This window comes from Maribacter antarcticus DSM 21422, assembly GCF_000621125.1.
Lineage (GTDB): Bacteria > Bacteroidota > Bacteroidia > Flavobacteriales > Flavobacteriaceae > Maribacter > Maribacter antarcticus.
In genome coordinates, this window is record NZ_JHZC01000004.1 from 17,856 (window position 1) to 35,697 (window position 17,842).

Annotated in this window: 20 protein-coding genes; 11 read left to right on the forward strand and 9 right to left on the reverse strand. The window is 38.4% G+C overall.

Annotated features, from left to right (window positions below; all coding sequences use genetic code 11):
• On the reverse strand, window positions 1–2,457 hold the full coding sequence (locus tag Q360_RS0100085) for a M14 family metallopeptidase (RefSeq protein WP_027075274.1): 2,457 nt from the start codon (window positions 2,455–2,457) through the stop codon (window positions 1–3).
• A 172-nt stretch (window positions 2,458–2,629) separates the two neighbouring features.
• On the opposite strand from Q360_RS0100085, the gene bshC reads away from it, so the two are divergent.
• On the forward strand, window positions 2,630–4,234 hold the full coding sequence (gene bshC, locus Q360_RS0100090) for a bacillithiol biosynthesis cysteine-adding enzyme BshC (protein ID WP_027075275.1): 1,605 nt from the start codon (window positions 2,630–2,632) through the stop codon (window positions 4,232–4,234).
• A gap of 303 nt (window positions 4,235–4,537) precedes the next feature.
• Window positions 4,538–5,908 (forward strand): pyridoxal phosphate-dependent decarboxylase family protein, encoded by a 1,371-nt coding sequence (locus Q360_RS0100095; protein ID WP_027075276.1) that lies wholly within the window; start codon window positions 4,538–4,540, stop codon window positions 5,906–5,908.
• 25 nt (window positions 5,909–5,933) lie between these two features.
• Here the strand turns inward: Q360_RS0100095 and Q360_RS0100100 are convergent, their stop codons facing one another.
• Together Q360_RS0100100 and Q360_RS0100105 are read right to left on the reverse strand one after the other, a co-directional pair.
• Window positions 5,934–6,479 carry a pyridoxamine 5'-phosphate oxidase family protein gene (locus Q360_RS0100100; RefSeq protein ID WP_027075277.1) on the reverse strand — a complete coding sequence of 182 codons (546 nt, stop codon included), beginning with the start codon at window positions 6,477–6,479 and terminating at the stop codon, window positions 5,934–5,936.
• A 233-nt stretch (window positions 6,480–6,712) separates the two neighbouring features.
• Window positions 6,713–6,988, reverse strand: a complete 276-nt coding sequence (locus tag Q360_RS0100105; RefSeq protein WP_027075278.1) for a hypothetical protein — start codon at window positions 6,986–6,988, stop codon at window positions 6,713–6,715.
• Between the two features lie 175 nt (window positions 6,989–7,163).
• On the opposite strand from Q360_RS0100105, the gene Q360_RS26900 reads away from it, so the two are divergent.
• Together Q360_RS26900 and Q360_RS26905 are read left to right on the forward strand one after the other, a co-directional pair.
• Window positions 7,164–8,477: an LruC domain-containing protein gene (locus tag Q360_RS26900; RefSeq protein WP_027075279.1), complete on the forward strand. Its 1,314-nt coding sequence runs from the start codon at window positions 7,164–7,166 to the stop codon at window positions 8,475–8,477.
• Window positions 8,464–8,832 (forward strand): DUF4842 domain-containing protein, encoded by a 369-nt coding sequence (locus tag Q360_RS26905; protein ID WP_169734611.1) that lies wholly within the window; start codon window positions 8,464–8,466, stop codon window positions 8,830–8,832. Before Q360_RS26900 ends, Q360_RS26905 begins: the two co-directional genes overlap by 14 nt.
• Window positions 8,833–8,998: 166 nt before the next feature.
• On the opposite strand, the gene Q360_RS27055 is transcribed toward Q360_RS26905, so the two are convergent.
• Both Q360_RS27055 and Q360_RS27060 read right to left on the reverse strand, forming a co-directional pair.
• On the reverse strand, window positions 8,999–9,139 hold the full coding sequence (locus tag Q360_RS27055) for a hypothetical protein (protein ID WP_316931483.1): 141 nt from the start codon (window positions 9,137–9,139) through the stop codon (window positions 8,999–9,001).
• Between the two features lie 130 nt (window positions 9,140–9,269).
• On the reverse strand, window positions 9,270–9,521 hold the full coding sequence (locus Q360_RS27060; RefSeq protein ID WP_027075281.1) for a hypothetical protein: 252 nt from the start codon (window positions 9,519–9,521) through the stop codon (window positions 9,270–9,272).
• A 281-nt stretch (window positions 9,522–9,802) separates the two neighbouring features.
• Here Q360_RS27060 and guaA point away from each other — a divergent pair, with 281 nt between their 5' ends.
• From guaA to Q360_RS26385, 5 genes are read left to right on the forward strand one after another with little or no spacing between them, the layout of a single operon-like run.
• On the forward strand, window positions 9,803–11,335 hold the full coding sequence (guaA, locus tag Q360_RS0100135) for a glutamine-hydrolyzing GMP synthase (RefSeq protein WP_027075282.1): 1,533 nt from the start codon (window positions 9,803–9,805) through the stop codon (window positions 11,333–11,335).
• 1 nt (window position 11,336) lies between these two features.
• Complete coding sequence (locus tag Q360_RS0100140; protein ID WP_027075283.1) at window positions 11,337–13,526, forward strand: LysM peptidoglycan-binding domain-containing protein; 2,190 nt, start codon at window positions 11,337–11,339, stop codon at window positions 13,524–13,526.
• Between the two features lies 1 nt (window position 13,527).
• Entirely contained in the window at window positions 13,528–13,932 is a 405-nt protein-coding gene (locus Q360_RS0100145) for an OsmC family protein (protein ID WP_027075284.1), read from the forward strand.
• A gap of 32 nt (window positions 13,933–13,964) precedes the next feature.
• Window positions 13,965–14,207, forward strand: coding sequence for a hypothetical protein (locus Q360_RS26380; RefSeq protein ID WP_027075285.1), 243 nt, complete (start codon window positions 13,965–13,967; stop codon window positions 14,205–14,207).
• Between the two features lie 2 nt (window positions 14,208–14,209).
• Window positions 14,210–14,455: a DUF922 domain-containing protein gene (locus tag Q360_RS26385; protein WP_245603093.1), complete on the forward strand. Its 246-nt coding sequence runs from the start codon at window positions 14,210–14,212 to the stop codon at window positions 14,453–14,455.
• Window positions 14,456–14,527: 72 nt separating this feature from the next.
• Here Q360_RS26385 and Q360_RS21805 read toward each other — a convergent pair whose 3' ends face one another.
• The 4 genes from Q360_RS21805 to Q360_RS26395 all read right to left on the reverse strand — a co-directional run bounded on the left by Q360_RS21805 (window position 14,528) and on the right by Q360_RS26395 (window position 15,860).
• Window positions 14,528–14,749 carry a hypothetical protein gene (locus tag Q360_RS21805; protein ID WP_036194666.1) on the reverse strand — a complete coding sequence of 74 codons (222 nt, stop codon included), beginning with the start codon at window positions 14,747–14,749 and terminating at the stop codon, window positions 14,528–14,530.
• 245 nt (window positions 14,750–14,994) lie between these two features.
• Window positions 14,995–15,363 carry a TIM barrel protein gene (locus tag Q360_RS26390; protein ID WP_245603094.1) on the reverse strand — a complete coding sequence of 123 codons (369 nt, stop codon included), beginning with the start codon at window positions 15,361–15,363 and terminating at the stop codon, window positions 14,995–14,997.
• Between the two features lie 18 nt (window positions 15,364–15,381).
• Complete coding sequence (locus Q360_RS26910) at window positions 15,382–15,516, reverse strand: hypothetical protein (RefSeq protein WP_262493191.1); 135 nt, start codon at window positions 15,514–15,516, stop codon at window positions 15,382–15,384.
• 17 nt (window positions 15,517–15,533) lie between these two features.
• Window positions 15,534–15,860: a hypothetical protein gene (locus Q360_RS26395; RefSeq protein ID WP_245603095.1), complete on the reverse strand. Its 327-nt coding sequence runs from the start codon at window positions 15,858–15,860 to the stop codon at window positions 15,534–15,536.
• 49 nt (window positions 15,861–15,909) lie between these two features.
• On the opposite strand from Q360_RS26395, the gene Q360_RS0100170 reads away from it, so the two are divergent.
• Together Q360_RS0100170 and Q360_RS0100175 are read left to right on the forward strand one after the other, a co-directional pair.
• Window positions 15,910–16,152, forward strand: a complete 243-nt coding sequence (locus Q360_RS0100170) for a DUF3820 family protein (RefSeq protein ID WP_027075287.1) — start codon at window positions 15,910–15,912, stop codon at window positions 16,150–16,152.
• 49 nt (window positions 16,153–16,201) lie between these two features.
• A complete protein-coding gene (locus tag Q360_RS0100175) occupies window positions 16,202–17,818 on the forward strand; it encodes a CTP synthase (protein ID WP_027075288.1) in 1,617 nt (538 codons plus the stop codon).
• The last annotated feature ends 24 nt before the right edge of the window (window positions 17,819–17,842 follow it).

Below are 17,842 nucleotides of genomic sequence, written 5' to 3' on the forward strand. Positions count from 1 at the left end.
TTAATTCACCATGAATAATGCATTGGCAAAAAATAGTTTTCCATTCTCCCAAAAGCCCCTAAATAGTGGGTTGTCTACCATGTAAATAATTTTTCCACGGCCCATATTTTGTGTACCAAATACTAAACTATTATTGATTTGTTTTATGGCTTCGCTACCAGCAAACCCAGATATGGGTGTGTTTTGACCTTCGGTAAAATATACAGCAGAGCCACCATCCAAATAGTCATAGCTTCGGTTTCCGAGTTTTAGGGTAAAATAGCTATTCTCATATCCATAGGCCAAAGGGTTGGTAGGGTCAACAGTAGTCTTAAAAATAGCACCTGTAATGGAAAATTTTATACGTTCTCGTTCGGAAACATCAAAAGATTGCAGATTTATAGTGGTATCTTTTTCTATTTCTTTTTTCTTTATTTTAAAGCTTTTGTCGGTTGCCAGCGCATCAATCGCACCGCCCATGGCAATGAGTTTACCGCCTGCACTTACCCAATCGGTTATTTTTTTGGTCATATCCTCTTTGAGGAAACCGCCGTATCCACGTCCGTCCGGTAGGATAAGCACGTCGTATTTTGAAAGCTCAATGCGGTTAAAGTAGCTTTCGTCCAAAACAGCAATAGGATATTCTAATTGTTGCTCAAAAAAGTGCCATATTTCACCAAAACGTAGTGTAGAAGTTGGGTCTCCGGCCAATACAGCGATTTTAGTATCGGGAATCATATCTACATACCTAGATCCAAAATCCTTTCCACTATCAACAAATCCAGTGGTGGCGATACCTAAATCGATTTCTGGATGATTGTTTAACACTGATTTAAGTGTCCCCACGAAGTCTTTATGATTTTTATTATCAGCCAGGGTAATAATCAAACTTCCTCTTTTGTAAGAAGCGCCATCAACCGAAAAAGGCTTGTGTGCTGTACGTACTCTAATCTCATTATTTAGTAGTGCCGCTAAGAATTTAGCATCGGTAAGGCTGTTCCAATCGCTAACATAAGCATAGTTGGTTGCGTTTATTTTATCTGCAGAAGTTAAGCTTGCGACCATCTTCTTGTTCTGACTCACGTTATTTTCTGATGCAATGGCATCAAGACCATAAGCATAGGGCAAAGACCAAGCCGTAATATCGTAAGTAACGGAATCGCTAAGCTTTGCTTTTGGCTCAAAAAGCACTTTTACTAACGTGCCTTTGGATTGGTTGGTAGAAACTACCATACTGTTTTCTGATACCTTTATGCTGCCTGTTTTACCAGTAGCGTAATCGAAACCCTTAGCGGAGCTACTGGTGCCAAATCCATATTCAATCTCGTGCTGTTCAAGTAATCTGCGCAAGGTGTTTAACTTGTCACTATTGCCATTTAGGACATAGCTTTTGTACTTAAAGTTTTTGTTTTGATAGAACTTCTTGAATTCGTCATTTAATTTCTGTGCATTTTTACTAGCTACTTCTACAGTAGAAAGTCCAGTAGTATAGTGGTGGGCTATACGGTCTTTTAGGGTAAGGGTGTCGCCAATACTAGTTATGATTCCGAGTCCGGCACGGCCGCTACCACCCTGCTCATAAGTCATACCTATACTGCCATTATAGGTAGGGTAGGTGTCCCCATAACTGGGGTATAGTAAATCGAATACTTCCTTAGTAAAATAGAACCATCCGTTTTTATCAAAATATTTGGCGTGGTTCTTTCCGATGGTCTTTTGGAAGTCGCGCTGAAAATCGGTAATCACTTCGTGATAAGGCTCTGCTGCGGGTGCAAAATAATACGGATTATCCACACCTTGTTCATGAAAATCTACATGTACATGAGGCAGCCATTTATTGAATTCTTTTAAGCGTTGCTGACTTTCTACTTGCGTCAACCATGCCCAATCGCGATTTAAATCGAACATGTAATGATTACTTCTTCCGCTCCACCAGCCCTCATGATGTTCCTTAGAATTTGAATCTACATTGTTTGGTGTATTTTTATACTGGTTGTACCAATTTACATAACGATCACGACCATCAGGATTAATACATGGGTCAATTATAACCACAGTATTCTCTAAATAATCACTTTTTTTGGTTAATAGATCGTAAATCGTCTGCATGGAAGCTTCCGTACTCACGCTCTCGTTTCCGTGAACATTATAACTCAACCAAACAATAGCTTTATCCGGTTCTCCAGCCCCTTTAGTGTTTTTTAAATGTTCCTTTCTGATATTTTCTAGCTGCCCCATATTGGAGGTTGATGAAACATAGGCTAATACCAAGCGTCTGCGTTCATTTGTCATTCCATAATCCTTCAAAACCATTCGATTTGGTTCCTGTGCTGCTAAATATTCATAATAATCTAATACTTGATGGTGTCGCGTAAACTGACTACCTAATTCATAACCCAAAAAATCCGAAGGGGATTTTAATTGTGAAATAGCTAGTAATGGTAAGAGGAAAAGCAGTGTGGGTAGAAATTTCTTCATATAATCCTTTTTATATAAGGTAGCTTCAAATCTAATAAATTATTGTTGAATTATAGTTGTGGAGTTTTCCTTTTTGTTCATAGACCTAAAATCTCAATTTTCATCTAATTAACGTACTTTTATGAACTCAAATAACACAGCATTTTATATTTATTTTCATTTTTGTGCACATATGGATATCGATTGTTTGCCTTTTAGAAGCATAGGTTATTTTTCAAAGCTCATTTGCGATTATATTTCGCAGGACGGCCAGCTAGCCCCTTTTTATAATCGGTTTCCGAATTTGGAAAATTTTCGAGATCAAATAGTGGAGAAAAAGGCTAGTTTTCCATTGGAGAACAGACAGGTATTGCAGACTGCATTGATGCATCAATATGCAAATTATACGGTCTCTAAAAGTACGCAACAGCACATAGCCGCAGTAACCGACGAAAATACATTTACTGTAGTTACTGGTCATCAACTGAACCTATTCACCGGTCCGCTCTACTTTCTTTATAAAATTATCTCTACCATTAACCTTTGTGAGACGCTCAAAAAAAAATATCCGGAACAGCATTTTGTACCCGTATATTGGATGGCCACAGAAGACCATGACTTTGAGGAAATAAATTACTTTAATTTCAAAGGAAAAAAAATACAATGGAACAAGGATGCCTCCGGCGCTGTAGGGCATTTGACTACGGACGGATTAGAGGAGGTACTCACAACATATGTGAATCTGTTAGGAACTAATATCAACGCCAAAACCTTAAATGAACTTTTTGAGGCAGCCTATTTGAAGCACAAGAATTTAACGGAAGCTACGAGGTATCTGGCCAATGAATTGTTTGGAGCTTATGGTTTAGTTATTGTGGATGGAGACGATGCCAGTCTAAAAAGTTTGCTGATACCCTTCGCCAAAAAAGATATACTGAACCAAACGGCTCATAAAGCGGTCTCCGAAACCATAGTAAAATTGCAGGGGTTGGAAACCGACTATGGCGTGCAGGTGAATCCTAGGGAAATTAATTACTTTTATTTGACTAATGGCTTGCGTGAACGAATTATAGAGCGCGGTGGTATGTATTTTGTGAATGATACCAATATCAAATTTTCTAAAGAAGCATTATTGGAAGAGCTACAAGCGCATCCAGAACGATTTTCACCTAACGTAATCGCTAGGCCTTTATATCAAGAAGTTATATTACCAAACCTTTGTTATATAGGGGGAGGCGGAGAGTTGGCTTATTGGCTGGAATTAAAATCAGCCTTTGAGACCATGAAAGTACCCTTCCCTATGCTATTGCTTAGAAATTCAGCTTTGGTTATCACTCAAAAACAAAAGAAAAAATTACAAAAACTTAACATTTCTTTGGAGGAGGTTTTCTTAAAACAAAATACGCTGATTAACAAAAAAGTACGTCAAATTTCTAATATAGATATTGATTTTACACCCCAGAGAAAACAGTTGGGAGAACAGTTTAAATCGCTGTACGAAGTAGCCGAACAAACAGATAAATCATTTTTAGGAGCAGTAAAGGCTCAAGAAGTGAAGCAGAAAAAAGGACTGGACCATCTGGAAAAGCGCTTATTGAAAGCGCAGAAGCATAAATTGGAAGATCATGTAAGCCGCTTAGCAGAATTGCAGAACGAGCTCTTTCCTGGAAAATCGCTCCAAGAACGTAACCTTAATTTTTCTGAACTGTATTTGGAATATGGGGAGGCGCTAATACCTATGTTGTTCAAAGCTTTGAATCCGTTAAAGCAAGAATTCGTAGTCCTCACCGCGGAATAGGGATTTCTTATTTTTTTTATTAACCATAATAAAATGCTATTCCCCTCTTGGTAAGTGCTAGGGGTGAGTAGCCTAGTGAGTTTGTTATTTAAATTTTGCTTTCTATTCCTGGTTGTTTTATCATGATAGCCTGATGCGCAATAACATATCTTGTCGAAGTTTCTTGTTAGGCAATCGGTGTATCAAATACTGGGTAGATAAATGAATCTCTATCTGTTTTCTTATGATGAATTTGCTCATCTATTTGTATACAAGCTGTAAAGAAGTGTATTTTTGGACTGAGCCCACTAACAACAAAACAAAATGCACGACATAGATATAGAGATGGTTGAAATGACTTTAGATGTGGTCAAATATGCCATTAATCGAATCACCAAAACTAACCCTGAACTAGGCAAACCGAAAACGGAGGCAGAACTCCGTGCTTTGGTGGGCGAAACCGTCACGAATAGTGGAATAGGAGGGGAGAAGGCCTTTGAGTTGTTTCGTGATGTTTTGGTCAAGGCCACGGTGCCCATAGACCATCCTAGGCATCTGGCCTTTGTCCCTGCCGCCCCCACTAGAGCTGCAATTTTATTCGATTTGGTAACTTCTGCATCCAGTATTCATGGCGCTTATTGGATGGAAGGGGCTGGTGGTATTTTTTGCGAGAATGAGGCTATGCAATGGTTAGTATCGCTCACGGGTATGCCAAAGCCTGCTTTTGGAGTGTTTACAAGTGGAGGTACCGCAGCCAATCTTTCTGCTTTGGTGGCTGCTCGTGAGAAATGGAGAAAAGACCCTAAGAATAAAAATATAAAGGGCTTGATGATTACTTCCATTGGTGCTCATTCCTCAATCAAGGCTATGGCAAAGGTTATAGATGTAGATGTTCTTTTGGTGGAAACCGAGGATGCAATGTCCGGTGCTGGATTACAGTCTGTGATTAATGGACTGGATGCTAGTGAAATAGCTAGGGTATTTGTCGTTGTAGCAACAGGAGGAACTACCAACGCAGGAATCATAGATGACTTATCGGGAGTGGCGGAAGTATGTGAACAAGCACGATTGTGGTTTCATGTAGATGCCGCCTATGGTGGTGGTGCTTTGGCGGCGAAATCCGTTCGACATTTGTTCAACGGTATCGAGCGAGCAGACAGTGTCACTATTGACCCCCACAAGTGGTTGTTTTCTCCTTATGATTGTGGCGCAGTACTCTATAAGAATCCTGAGGAGGCAAAAGAAGCACATTCCCAAGAAGGTTCTTATTTGGAAATATTTAAGGATGAAGGAGCACACGGGTTTAACCCCTCTGATTATCAAATACAATTGACACGCCGTTTACGAGGCTTGCCGCTCTGGTATTCTCTGGCTACCCATGGCACTGAAAAATATGCATGGGCGGTGGAAGAAGGAATAAAGTTGGCCAATACTGCCGGTAAATTGATTGCAGCCCACCCTTTGCTAGAATTAGTTCGGGAGCCCAGTTTGTCCTGTGTACTATATCGGCGTAAAGGTTGGGAGCCAGATGACTATCGCAATTGGACCTATAAAAACCACGAAGCTGGTTTCGCTTTGGTAACTCCAACAAAGTGGAAAACTGCAGATGGCTATGAAACTGTAAGCCGTTTCTGTTTTATTAATCCAGATACTACGGAAACCGATATTAGGGATATTTTGAATAGTATGGAATAGAACTGTGCCTTTGTAAGATTAATGTTTAAGGAACTAGAAATTCCCCATCCCACTTATCATCGTCTTTAGAAAAGCGAACCCTAAGATGATTGGGCCGTTTTAGTTTTAGGTATTCTATCTTAAAGGGCTCTATCTCAACTATGCAGAAATGGTTTCCTTCGTTTAGGTATTCGACTGTGTCTGGACTTTTTAAACTGCTTCCAGGTGCTTGTTGGGTAATATAATCCTTTCTGCTATTGGGCTGTATTCCGTTCCAATATGTTTTTAATACATCTTCATCACTCACTATCCTGGCTTTACCTTCAATTTTTAGTTGGAGCATTAGTTTAGGATGATAGAACAACAAACTGACTTTGGAATTCTCGGTAATGTGTATAATTTTTTTGGAGCGCCTGTCCGTATAGAAAATTAACTTTAAATCTTGAGTTATTTTACGTAGTACTACAGTGCGTAGTCTTGCCATCTTATCTAAGCCTACCGTAGCTAGGGTGAAATAACGGAAAGGATGCCCTTTTTTTACGAGAGATTTTTGCAGTTCGTCCTTGGCTTCGTCCAAAAATTGTTGTGTCATTTGAAAAGTATTTAAATAAAAATATTATTAAAGGTAGGGTAAATTTAGACTTGGTTGTTATATACTAAATACTGTGAAAAAGAATTTTGAATTATTCATGTGATAATTCGTTTTTGGTTGGTTTTTGATTTTGAAGAAAAAGCTTGGGGTGGTTCCCAAGCTTTTTGCTTTAATGATACCTTTTAAATTCTTTATTTAAGAGTACTATACCTACTCCTTCTGATTTACTTCATCTACATAGGATTACCATTGAACATCAGAAATGGTTTATCTACCATATTTAGAAGTGACATTTTAGAGGTGTATTTACTTTTGGAAAGTATTTCACTATCAGCACTATTTTTACCAATAAAATAACTCATATCAGAAAAAAAATTCAAAGGAATGTCAAAAAAACTTACTTTAATATTCATCTTATTAACCAGTTGATGTATAACAGATAACTTAGATAGAATTTTAGAAGATATCCAATCCGTTGACGCTTCAGAGGCGAAAGGTGAGGACAACATGCCATTAGATTTTATAAGTTTAACAATTCCTAAGAATTTTGATTTTTCTACACAACAGTATATAACCGTAGTGATAAATGATAGCAAACCCTATGTTAGGTATGATGTCTATTCGTATAATCATAAGCTGATTGAAGGAGAAATTAGTACCTGCGAAAATTAAAAAGGGGAACTGGTGACAAGACCGGAGTATCGCACAGATATACTAAACCAGTTACTATTTTCTGGCGTAACAGTTGGTGGGAAGTTGGAGCATCAAATCGTATTACCTTCTTATTATACCCAACTTTTCATTCGTAGTAAAACCAATAAACAGTATGGTTCCGATGTAGTGGATATTACGAATGGAAAAGCCGAATATACTTGTGCGAGAACAATAAATAAAACTGGAAAAGTAGCTGTTGCGGATTATTTGTACTGTGTAAACGGAAATGCGGAACTTTTTCAGGTAGATTCTTTAGACGGCACGTATACCGCCATTTCCGAAATACCCATGGGAAGTTATTCTGCATTGGTAGCTCAAGAAAATAAATTATTATATAGTATAGGGAAAAGTAATCCGTATCCTTTGATGAAATATTCTATTGCAGATAATGAATGGAATACGGTTGCGAATTTAGGGATGGGCGGCCCTCGTTTGGATTATTGCGGAATAGATGGACTCCTTTATTTTACAAATGGGGATGTTTTGTACACCATAGATTCTTGGAGTGGTAAATTCTTGTCTAGTTGGAAGATTAAAGGATTGGACAACAAAGGCGGAGGCGATTCGGCTTTTATTAAGGAGGGTGTATTGTTTATGTGTAATTTTTCCGGGCTATACCAACTTACTTTAGGTGTAGATGGAGATTATTTAGCGGATAGAATAAGTGCCGATAACCTTCCTTTTAAACCAACGTCTATGGCTTTTGATTCCAATCAGAAACTTTGGTTGGCAAATAGTGCCTCTAGCTCTGATTTGATTATAATGGACACACAAACCGGCGGTTGGGAATATAGATATGGTGTTAGTGCCAACAATAATTCGGATTTAGGACGTACGATAAACGATTTAGCTACGTTCAGAGTTTTTGATAAAAACCAAGAACCCATAGATACAGATGGTGATGGTATTTTAGATGGTGACGATAATTTCCCAGACGATGCAGAAAAGGCTTTTGAAGTGTTCACGCCAAGTAACTACGGATTTGGCACGGTAGCTTTTGAGGATTTATGGCCTTATTCCGGTGACTATGATTTTAATGATGTAGCTGTAAATTATAAAGTAATTGCGGCACAAAATGCGGCAAATGGAATGGTTCAGGTAGCCTTTAATAGTACGGTTAAATCTAATGGACCTAGTTTTGTGAATGCCTTCGCAATAGGGTTCGAAAAATTGTCACCTTCAAAAATAGCATATGTAAGCGGACAGGTGTTGGGACAAAACGATATAAAATTAGATGCTAACGGTACAGAGGCCAATCAAAAAAATACCGTTGTGGTTTTATGACGATAATAATGCGGTGCTGAAGAAACCCATGATCATCTCTATTAAGCTAACGGAGCCTATTACTGCCGCAGCGCTTGGAATTCCGCCTTTTAATCCTTTTCTTATTATTCATAAAAATAGGGAAAAGGAAATTCATTTACCCTTTGCTCGTGCGACTTCTTTAGCGAGTAAAGAGATTTTAGTAGCTGCTACAAACCAAGATGTAGATGGTAATTATGTAACCGAGCAAGGCCTGCCTTGGGCCATAAATATTGTGCACGATTTTAAAGTACCCAAAGAAAAAATATCAATCAACAAAGCCTATAATTTTATTGTAGCTTGGGCTATATTTGGTGGAAAATCCAACGCAGATTAGTATAAGGATGGTAAAGGAAATAGAAATTTGGAATTATTGAAAGAATAGAGGTGTTACTTATTTTTAGGTTCCAAAGTATAGTATTTGTTTTAAAACAGCTTAGGTAGTACTTGAATTCAAGAACTAAAAAAGACGGAAATTCATCTGTCTTTTTTAGTTTAACTTGTTATTTCACCTTGTAATCCAATCGCATCCCAATAGCGGCTGTTTTATTTTTTGATGAGGTATTAAAAGAATCACTCCAAGAATAATCTTCCCCAGAGTTTTGTCCAGTAATTTGAAATACGCCCATTTTTGCCGAAATCAAATCACCCAGTGCGCTACTCGAATTTTATGCAATACTTTCTGCTCTAAGGCGCGCATCCTCGGTTGCCTTTGAAATCATTTCTATTTTTAAATCTGCTAATTTAGCGCAGTAATATCTTGGTGGATAAGAATTAAACTAAACTGCTTATATTCAGTAATACGGGGATTTCCCTTGCAACTCCTTCTATGGACGTAATATTTTGGGATTTTATTTTTATGGTTTGTGTCGATTGATAGCCCCGGAACGGACTGCCTATGAAATTTCCATTTTCGTAGTGCTTATCCCGTTGCTCGTTAGTCTGTGCGCTATTAAAGATGATATTGCTTTCATCGATACCTTTGCATACTAAGTAGGAACGCACAAAATCCTTATCGCTATTCAACTATTCAAAAGCAGCTTTAAGGTTGCCGTTATTTGCAGAAAAATGCCCTTCTCATACAATAAGGTCAGATGTGAAGTTTTCGTTACCCAAACCTGTAACGGATATGATTTGTGGAGGGTTTGCCCTATTTTTATGGGCATTATCTGAAAAATAGGCTGCAATCACACTTGAGACGCCAAAAATTATTGCTGAGATATGTTTTATACTAGCGTTGTTGATTTTAAAAGATAAATATACCTAAAAGATACTTTAACAAAACGCTCAAATTCCTATTTTTGCCCATGGACAATAATGTACTCATTTTAGATTTTGGTTCCCAGTATACACAACTCATCGCTAGGCGCGTGCGCGAACTCAATATTTTTTGTGAAATTAAACCGTACAACAAAGTACCTAGCGACTTGGATAGCTATAAGGCGGTGATTTTATCAGGCTCCCCATTTTCGGTGCGAGCAGAAGATGCTCCGCACCCGGACCTTTCTAATATTAGAGGTAAAAAACCGCTATTAGGTGTCTGTTATGGAGCACAATATTTAGCGCATTTCAGCGGGGGTAGTGTTGAGAAGTCCAATACGCGTGAATACGGTAGGGCCAATCTCTCTTCCGTTGAATCCGAACATTCTTTTTTAAAGGGGATAACTATCGGCAGCCAAGTGTGGATGAGCCATGCTGATACAATTAAAAAACTTCCAGAGAACGCCAAACTTCTTGCTAGTACTCATGATGTAGAGAATGCAGCTTTTAAATTTGATGGCGAGGAAACCTATGGCATACAATTTCACCCAGAAGTATACCACTCTACCGACGGGAAACAAGTATTAGAAAATTTCCTTGTACATATTGCGGGGGTTGCTCAAACATGGACGCCGGATGCCTTTGTGGACGCTACGGTAAATAATCTAAAAGAAAAAATAGGAAACGATAAAGTAATACTCGGTTTATCCGGTGGTGTAGATTCTACCGTTGCAGCAGTTTTGCTGCACAAAGCCATTGGGAAGAACCTCCACTGTATCTTCGTAAATAACGGTCTTTTGCGTAAGAACGAGTTTGAGGATGTGTTGAAACAGTATGAGGGTATGGGTCTAAACGTAAAAGGCGTAGATGCTTCGGCACGTTTTTTGGATGCCTTAGCAGGAGAGAGCGATCCCGAGGCGAAGCGAAAGATTATTGGACGCGTTTTTATCGAGGTTTTTGATGACGAGTCTCACCTTGTGGAAGATGCTAAATGGCTGGCTCAGGGCACTATTTATCCAGACGTTATAGAGTCGGTTTCTGCAACGGGAGGTCCATCGGCTACTATTAAAAGTCACCATAATGTGGGCGGTTTGCCAGATTTTATGAAATTAAAGGTGGTAGAGCCTTTAAGAATGTTATTCAAGGACGAAGTAAGGCGTGTAGGTAAAAGTATGGAGGTAGGCGATGAGCGATTGGGCCGGCATCCTTTTCCAGGTCCTGGATTAGCGATTCGTATTTTAGGGGATATCACTAGGGAGAAAGTTGCTATTTTACAGGAGGTGGACCATATCTTTATTCAAGGATTACGAGATTGGGGATTATATGATAAAGTTTGGCAAGCCGGAGCCATGCTGTTGCCTGTAAACAGTGTAGGGGTCATGGGTGACGAGCGTACTTATGAAAAATGTGTAGCTTTACGAGCGGTGGAAAGTACAGATGGGATGACTGCAGATTGGGTGAATCTGCCCTATGAGTTTTTACAAAAAACATCAAATGATATTATCAATAAAGTCCCTGGAGTGAATCGTGTCGTATATGATATAAGCTCCAAACCGCCAGCAACCATAGAATGGGAATAAAATGAAATATAGTTTAAAAACACTTCTTGTAACCGTAGCGCTTTGTATAGTAACAAGTGTCAATCTTTTGGCGCAAAAATTCATGACCCATGCAGTTAAGAAAGGGGAAACCTTACTAAGCGTAGCAGCAAAGTACGGAGTTTCTACCCAGAGTATCCTTCAATACAATAAGGAGATAAAGGACGGGTCTACCTTGGCCATAAATACTATTTTGGTAGTTCCTCAAGCTAAGGTTAAAACGCCTGTAACCACATCTCGTGTTAATGATTTGATTTCAAATGTGATGCAGGATTCCGTTATAAAACGAGAACCTATTGGGTATACCAAACACAAAGTAAGAAAAAGAGAAACACTTTATGGTATTGCTAAGCGCTACGAGGTAACGGAAGAGGACATAAAAAAATACAACAAACAATTATATGCCTCCCAACTAAAAAAGAAAATGGAAATCCGTATTCCAAAGTATAAAAAACTAGTTGAAAAGGAAAATACTATTGATCCTGATGCTTATGAAAAATACACCGTAGTACCCAAGGAAACAAGGTGGAGTATTGCCCACAAGTATGGAATTACCATCGACAGTATGCTTGTGTTAAACCCTGCGCTTTCTCAAAGCACGAATTACTTAGCAGAAGGTTACGAGCTCCTAATGCCTAAAATTGCAGGTAGCACAGTAGATGGGCAACAGACGCAGTTATACACATCATATACTGTTCCGCCCAAAATGAACTTTTATAGATTGGAACAGGATTTTGGCGTGAAATCTGACGAAATAGTGCGTTTGAATCCTGAGATTACCGAAAGAGGAGGATTAAAGGAAGGCATGATTATACGTATTCCTGAAACAGAATTAGATGCTGGTGAAATAAACACGGATAATTATATTTTTTACGAGGTAAAACCCAAACAGAACGAGTTTAGACTGACCCGAAAGTTTGGAATGTCTTGGGCAGATTTGATACGCTTGAATCCCGAGCTAAAAAGCGGATTAAAAGCTGGAATGATATTAAAACTACCAAAGGAACAGGGAGGTGACTTTGAGGTGAGAAATGCCCTTATTTTGGATAATGTGAATCTTTTGGATAGTGTAAATACGGCTATCCGTCCAAAAGTAATGTTTATGCTACCATTTAGATTGGATAAGCTTGACCTTAGCGACAAAGAATCTGTGACTTGGACTATAGAAAATAGGAATAGCTTAAAGTATAGCTTGGGACTGTATTCAGGGGCACTTGTAGCACTAGATTCCTTGGCAGCACTAGGTATTTCTGTTGATGTCAAGACCTTTGACAATCAATTGAGCATTACTAAAACTAAAGAGATTTTAGTAAAGGAAAGACTTTCTGAATACAATGCCATATTTGGTCCTTTGGATGAATTGTCATTAAAGGAAGTCGCGGTACAGGCATCTAATTATAATGTTCCTGTAGTGGCTCCCGTGAAAGCAAAAAGTGATATCAGTCTTAACAATGTATTTTTCTCTTATACAGATGATGATTTACTTAGAAAACACATGATTGACTATGTGAAAAGTAATTTTACGGATGAGAATATTATCATTATTGCTGATGATAAAAGTAAGCTGTCTCAGGAACTACTCGTTCATAATTTTCCCGATGCCAAAGTGTTGAAAGTGAAGGAGGAAGAGAAAAATATAGGTATAAATCGAGAAAAACTCGGAGGTTTGTTTAGCGAGACCCAAGAAAACTGGGTATTTGTAGAATCTGATAATTTTAAGTTAATCTCTAGTGTCGTTTCCATTTTAAACGCATTTCATAATTCACTTTTAGATGTTGAGGAAAGCACGGAGAAACTAAGATTAAGGATGTTTACTACAAATCATAATAATGCATTTGAAGATGATGTGATTTCAAGTACACATTTATCAAATCTTAACTTTACCTACCCATCTGTGTATAGAGAGGTTTCCAGTAATTCTTTTGTAGCACGATATCATAAAAAATTTGGTGCGGAGCCTGATAAATATGCAGTGCGTGGTTTCGATGTGACCTATGATGTGCTCCTTAAACTGGCTTATAATAATAACCTAATGGATGTTGCAAAATTTATTGGTACAACGGAGTATAATGGTAATAAGTTCGATTATGCAAAAGATGCCAGCTCAGGCTACTTTAATCAAGCTTCTTATATCATGTCCTATGACGATATGAGAATAAAACAACTACAATAGTATGACAGCTAAAATAACGTACAATGGCGAATTAAGAACTTCATGTGTTCATGTGAAATCGGGCGATTCTTTCGTTACCGATGCCCCAACGGATAATAATGGTTTGGGACAGGCCTTTTCTCCTACGGATACTGTGGCCACAGGATTGGCAAGCTGTATGCTTACCATGATGGGGATAAAAGCTAAAAATTTAGAAATAGACATTAAAAATGCTACCGCTGCGGTTACTAAGCACATGGCATCCGGACCACGAAGAATTTCTAAAATAGAAGTGGTGTTCAACCTTCCTTCAAAAATTTCTGAAAAAAGCAGAAAAATATTAGTGCATACCGCGAATACTTGCCCGGTACATTATAGTCTCCACCCTGATATAGAAAAAGTAATTTCTTTTCAGTGGGAGCTATAAGGTATACTATTATCTTTTTAGTCTTTGGGTTAATGGGTTTTCAATCGAATCAGGACTATGAAACTATTTTATGGAGTTCCGACACTCGTCTTTCCTGGGGTGATTTTCAAGGAAATGTGACTATAAATTCAAGAGCTGCAGCAATTACAACCAGCGAAATTACCTACCGTTTTTCTATTTCTGGCACCAAGGAAAAAATGGAAGTTTATTTTAAATTTGGAACTTTTTTTATCCGACCAAGTCATGGTATCAAACCCAATTATCTGACGAGGTAATTTTGGGTCATGAGCAACTCCATTTTGATATCTCCGAACTCTATGCAAGAGAGATGAAAATACGCTTGGACGATGAGCTATTCACCCATGGGAATATAAAAGCAAAAGTAAAATCCATTTATCGAGAAATAAATAAGGAGTTGGACGATTTTCAGAATCTATACGATGCCGAAACTAACTTTTCGAGAGATTTAGATAAGCAGGAAGAATGGATGTTGAAAATAACGAAGGCCTTACAAGAACCTTGATTGTATTCGCGCCAAGCTACCGTTTTTGTTTCAAATCTATTTGAAAAGACTCAGAAAAACAGCCCTAGCACTTTATTTCCTTGTTTTGATTTCCTTTGTCAACTTTCGGATTTTAAATATGTTCAGTAAAATCATAGGAAAAAAGAAAAGTGGTAAAAATATCATAAAATCTATCCCATTTTTAACTGTTGAATAAACACAGGCAACAATCATCACAATCAATAGACCAACAAGGGTTGAAGTTCCTTTTTTGAGAGTTATCTCTTCAGTGCGTAATGCTGCACTACTTATCATTTCACTACTTGTTTTTTTACGCTAGCACAAACTTTTTAAGTTCAAGCTTATTAGCCAAAGGTGTTAAATACAAATATCAAACTCATATACAAGCTTGCCACAGAAGTAGGGGTTTACCTATAAAAGTACAAGTTCAAGTAGAAACTTGAAATCAAATAGGGTTGCCAATCTAAAACTTCTGAAAACAATAGAAATCTATAACGGCAAGCAAACCTTAAACTACCCTCTAAAAACTACCCACTAATTTACACATCACAAATAGTTACCCCTTGTTGTAGCGCAGCTATTTTATTTTCCCAACTAGGAACAAACTCCTGAGCCACATGACCCGTATACCCAGTTTCCAAAATAGCTTTCATAATAGCCGGATAAAATAACTCTTGGGTATCATCTATTTCGTTTCTTCCTGGGTTGCCTCCAGTATGGTAGTTTCCAAAATACGTATGATACTCCTTTATGTTCCTTGTAATGTCGACTTCCATGATTTGCATGTGGTATATGTCGTACAATAGTTTAAAGTTATCCGAGCCAATGGTTTCACAGAGCAAAACACCCCATTGGGTGTTATCGCATAGGTAATCCTTGTGGGATACGTTGTTGGTTAACAGTTCCATTTGTATTACCACTCCATATTACTCGGCCATGGGCATAAGTTGTTTTAAGCCTTGAGCACAATTTCGTAGGCCCACTAGGTCATCCATCCCATTCCTATTTCCGCTAAAGCAAATGAGATTGGTATACCCCGCGGCTGCTACTTTGGGAATCATTTCGGTGTAATTTTTAACTAGTAGCCGGTGGTACTGCGGGTCACTCCATCCTTCGGTAAGGCTAATCTCAGCGGCCCAACACATGGATGTATATGATATCTTTTTAGTAACGGCCAGTCTTCGGGTCCTACCAGATCGATGGCCTTGAAATCTTGTTCATTTAGGTTTTTAAGAAAGGCTTCTAACGGAATACTATTGTAGCACCAATAGCATGCGCTATGGTTTATATTGTGTTTTAATGTTGTAGTAGCGGTAATTTTCTGTTCTTTGGCATGTAGTGTACTAGAAACTAAGCGTCCAACGGAGGCAACCGTGGAAGTACTTAAAAATTTACGTCTTTGCATAGTTTAGTATTTTAATCAATTCTGATTATAATTTTTTTAGATTTAAAAAATGGAATTAAAACCTGATAGACGCGCATTAATTGAGTTGGCGCATTATAAAATGCCTTTTGGTAAGTACAAGGGGTGGTATCTGATAGATTTGCCCGAACCTTATTTAATATGGTTTAGGCAAAAGGGATTCCCAACTGGGAAATTAGGAGAAATGCTGAAATCTGTATTAGAAATCAAGATAAACGAGTTGGAATCATTGGTTAAAAGAATTCAAAAAGATTTTCCTAAGGAAATCAAGTAAGTTCTAAAGTCAATTTGTAACTTTGTCTCCCGTAACACAGAAAATAAACATGCCACAGACCAAATACATCTTCGTTACGGGAGGAGTTACTTCATCTCTTGGAAAAGGAATCATTGCGGCCTCTTTAGCGAAACTATTGCAGGCCCGAGGATATCGGACTACAATTCAAAAATTGGATCCCTATATTAACGTAGACCCTGGCACTCTTAATCCATACGAACACGGCGAGTGTTATGTTACGGATGATGGTGCTGAGACTGATTTAGATCTTGGCCATTACGAGCGTTTTCTTAACGTAAATACCTCTCAAGCCAATAATGTAACCACGGGTAAAATTTACCAAAGTGTTATAGATAAGGAACGACGGGGCGAGTTCCTTGGTAAAACGGTGCAGGTTGTACCACATATTACCAACGAGATTAAGGAACGCGTTCAGCTTTTAGGCAACAGTGGTGATTACGATATTGTTATTACCGAGATTGGAGGTACTGTTGGTGATATTGAATCCTTACCTTATATAGAAGCGGTACGACAAATGTTATGGGAAATGGGCGATAACAATGCTATTGTTATACATTTAACATTGGTGCCCTATCTTTCAGCCGCTGGTGAACTAAAGACGAAGCCAACCCAACATTCCGTTAAAACCTTAATGGAAAGCGGTATTAAAGCCGATATTTTAGTCTGTAGAACGGAGCACGAAATTTCAGATGAGATTAAGGATAAACTAGCACTTTTTTGTAATGTACGAAGGGAAGCGGTCATACAAAGTATTGATGCGTCTACCATATATGACGTACCTATATTAATGCAAGAAGAGGGCTTGGATACTGTAACGCTCAGTAAATTGAATCTCCCCGATGAAATAGAACCAGATTTAACCCAATGGAAAGAATTTCTAAAGCGACATAAAAATCCCAATGGCGAAATAACTATTGGTTTGGTGGGTAAATATGTTGAATTACAAGATTCCTATAAATCTATTTTAGAATCTTTTATACATGCTGGTGCGCGTAACGAGGTAAAGGTGAAAGTACAATCCATACATTCAGAATACATAAATGACCAAAACTACCAAGCTAAACTTCAAGGTTTGGACGGTATTCTAGTAGCGCCGGGTTTTGGGGAACGTGGGATAGAAGGTAAGATACAAGCCGTACGTTTTGCAAGGGAAACAGGAATTCCCTTTTTAGGTATTTGTTTAGGGATGCAAATGGCGGTCATAGAATACGCCAGAAATGTTCTTGGTTTGGAGGATGCGAGTTCTACAGAAATGGATGAGAACACCGCTAACCCGGTTATTAGTTTAATGGAGGAGCAAAAGACGATAACCAATAAAGGAGGCACCATGCGTTTAGGAGCTTGGGACTGTGAGTTGATGGCAAATAGTTTGGTTCAGAAAGTATATGGTGGAGTAACTGAAATTAAAGAACGCCACAGGCATAGGTACGAGTTTAATAATACGTATAAGGAACAACTGGCAAACGCAGGGCTAATAGCTTCAGGGATTAATAGCGAAACCAACTTGGTGGAAATTGTGGAGCTAAAGGAGCATCCTTGGTTTATAGGCGTGCAGTACCACCCAGAATACAAGAGTACTGTTGCAAAACCACATCCTTTGTTCGTTGCTTTTGTTCAAGCAGCCTTGGTGCACAAAAAGGCATAAACTAATGCCACTATGGCATATACT

Bases quoted from the DNA above. Each gene is read 5' to 3' on its own strand.
- Q360_RS0100085 (WP_027075274.1), bottom strand. From the start codon at position 2,457: ATGAAGAAATTTCTACCCACACTGCTTTTCCTCTTACCATTACTAGCT.
- bshC (WP_027075275.1), top strand. From the start codon at position 2,630: ATGGATATCGATTGTTTGCCTTTTAGAAGCATAGGTTATTTTTCAAAG.
- Q360_RS0100095 (WP_027075276.1), top strand. From the start codon at position 4,538: ATGCACGACATAGATATAGAGATGGTTGAAATGACTTTAGATGTGGTC.
- Q360_RS0100100 (WP_027075277.1), bottom strand. From the start codon at position 6,479: ATGACACAACAATTTTTGGACGAAGCCAAGGACGAACTGCAAAAATCT.
- Q360_RS0100105 (WP_027075278.1), bottom strand. From the start codon at position 6,988: ATGTTGTCCTCACCTTTCGCCTCTGAAGCGTCAACGGATTGGATATCT.
- guaA (WP_027075282.1), top strand. From the start codon at position 9,803: ATGGACAATAATGTACTCATTTTAGATTTTGGTTCCCAGTATACACAA.
- Q360_RS0100140 (WP_027075283.1), top strand. From the start codon at position 11,337: ATGAAATATAGTTTAAAAACACTTCTTGTAACCGTAGCGCTTTGTATA.
- Q360_RS0100145 (WP_027075284.1), top strand. From the start codon at position 13,528: ATGACAGCTAAAATAACGTACAATGGCGAATTAAGAACTTCATGTGTT.
- Q360_RS26380 (WP_027075285.1), top strand. From the start codon at position 13,965: ATGGGTTTTCAATCGAATCAGGACTATGAAACTATTTTATGGAGTTCC.
- Q360_RS21805 (WP_036194666.1), bottom strand. From the start codon at position 14,749: ATGATAAGTAGTGCAGCATTACGCACTGAAGAGATAACTCTCAAAAAA.
- Q360_RS26390 (WP_245603094.1), bottom strand. From the start codon at position 15,363: ATGGAACTGTTAACCAACAACGTATCCCACAAGGATTACCTATGCGAT.
- Q360_RS26910 (WP_262493191.1), bottom strand. From the start codon at position 15,516: ATGATTCCCAAAGTAGCAGCCGCGGGGTATACCAATCTCATTTGCTTT.
- Q360_RS26395 (WP_245603095.1), bottom strand. From the start codon at position 15,860: ATGCAAAGACGTAAATTTTTAAGTACTTCCACGGTTGCCTCCGTTGGA.
- Q360_RS0100170 (WP_027075287.1), top strand. From the start codon at position 15,910: ATGGAATTAAAACCTGATAGACGCGCATTAATTGAGTTGGCGCATTAT.
- Q360_RS0100175 (WP_027075288.1), top strand. From the start codon at position 16,202: ATGCCACAGACCAAATACATCTTCGTTACGGGAGGAGTTACTTCATCT.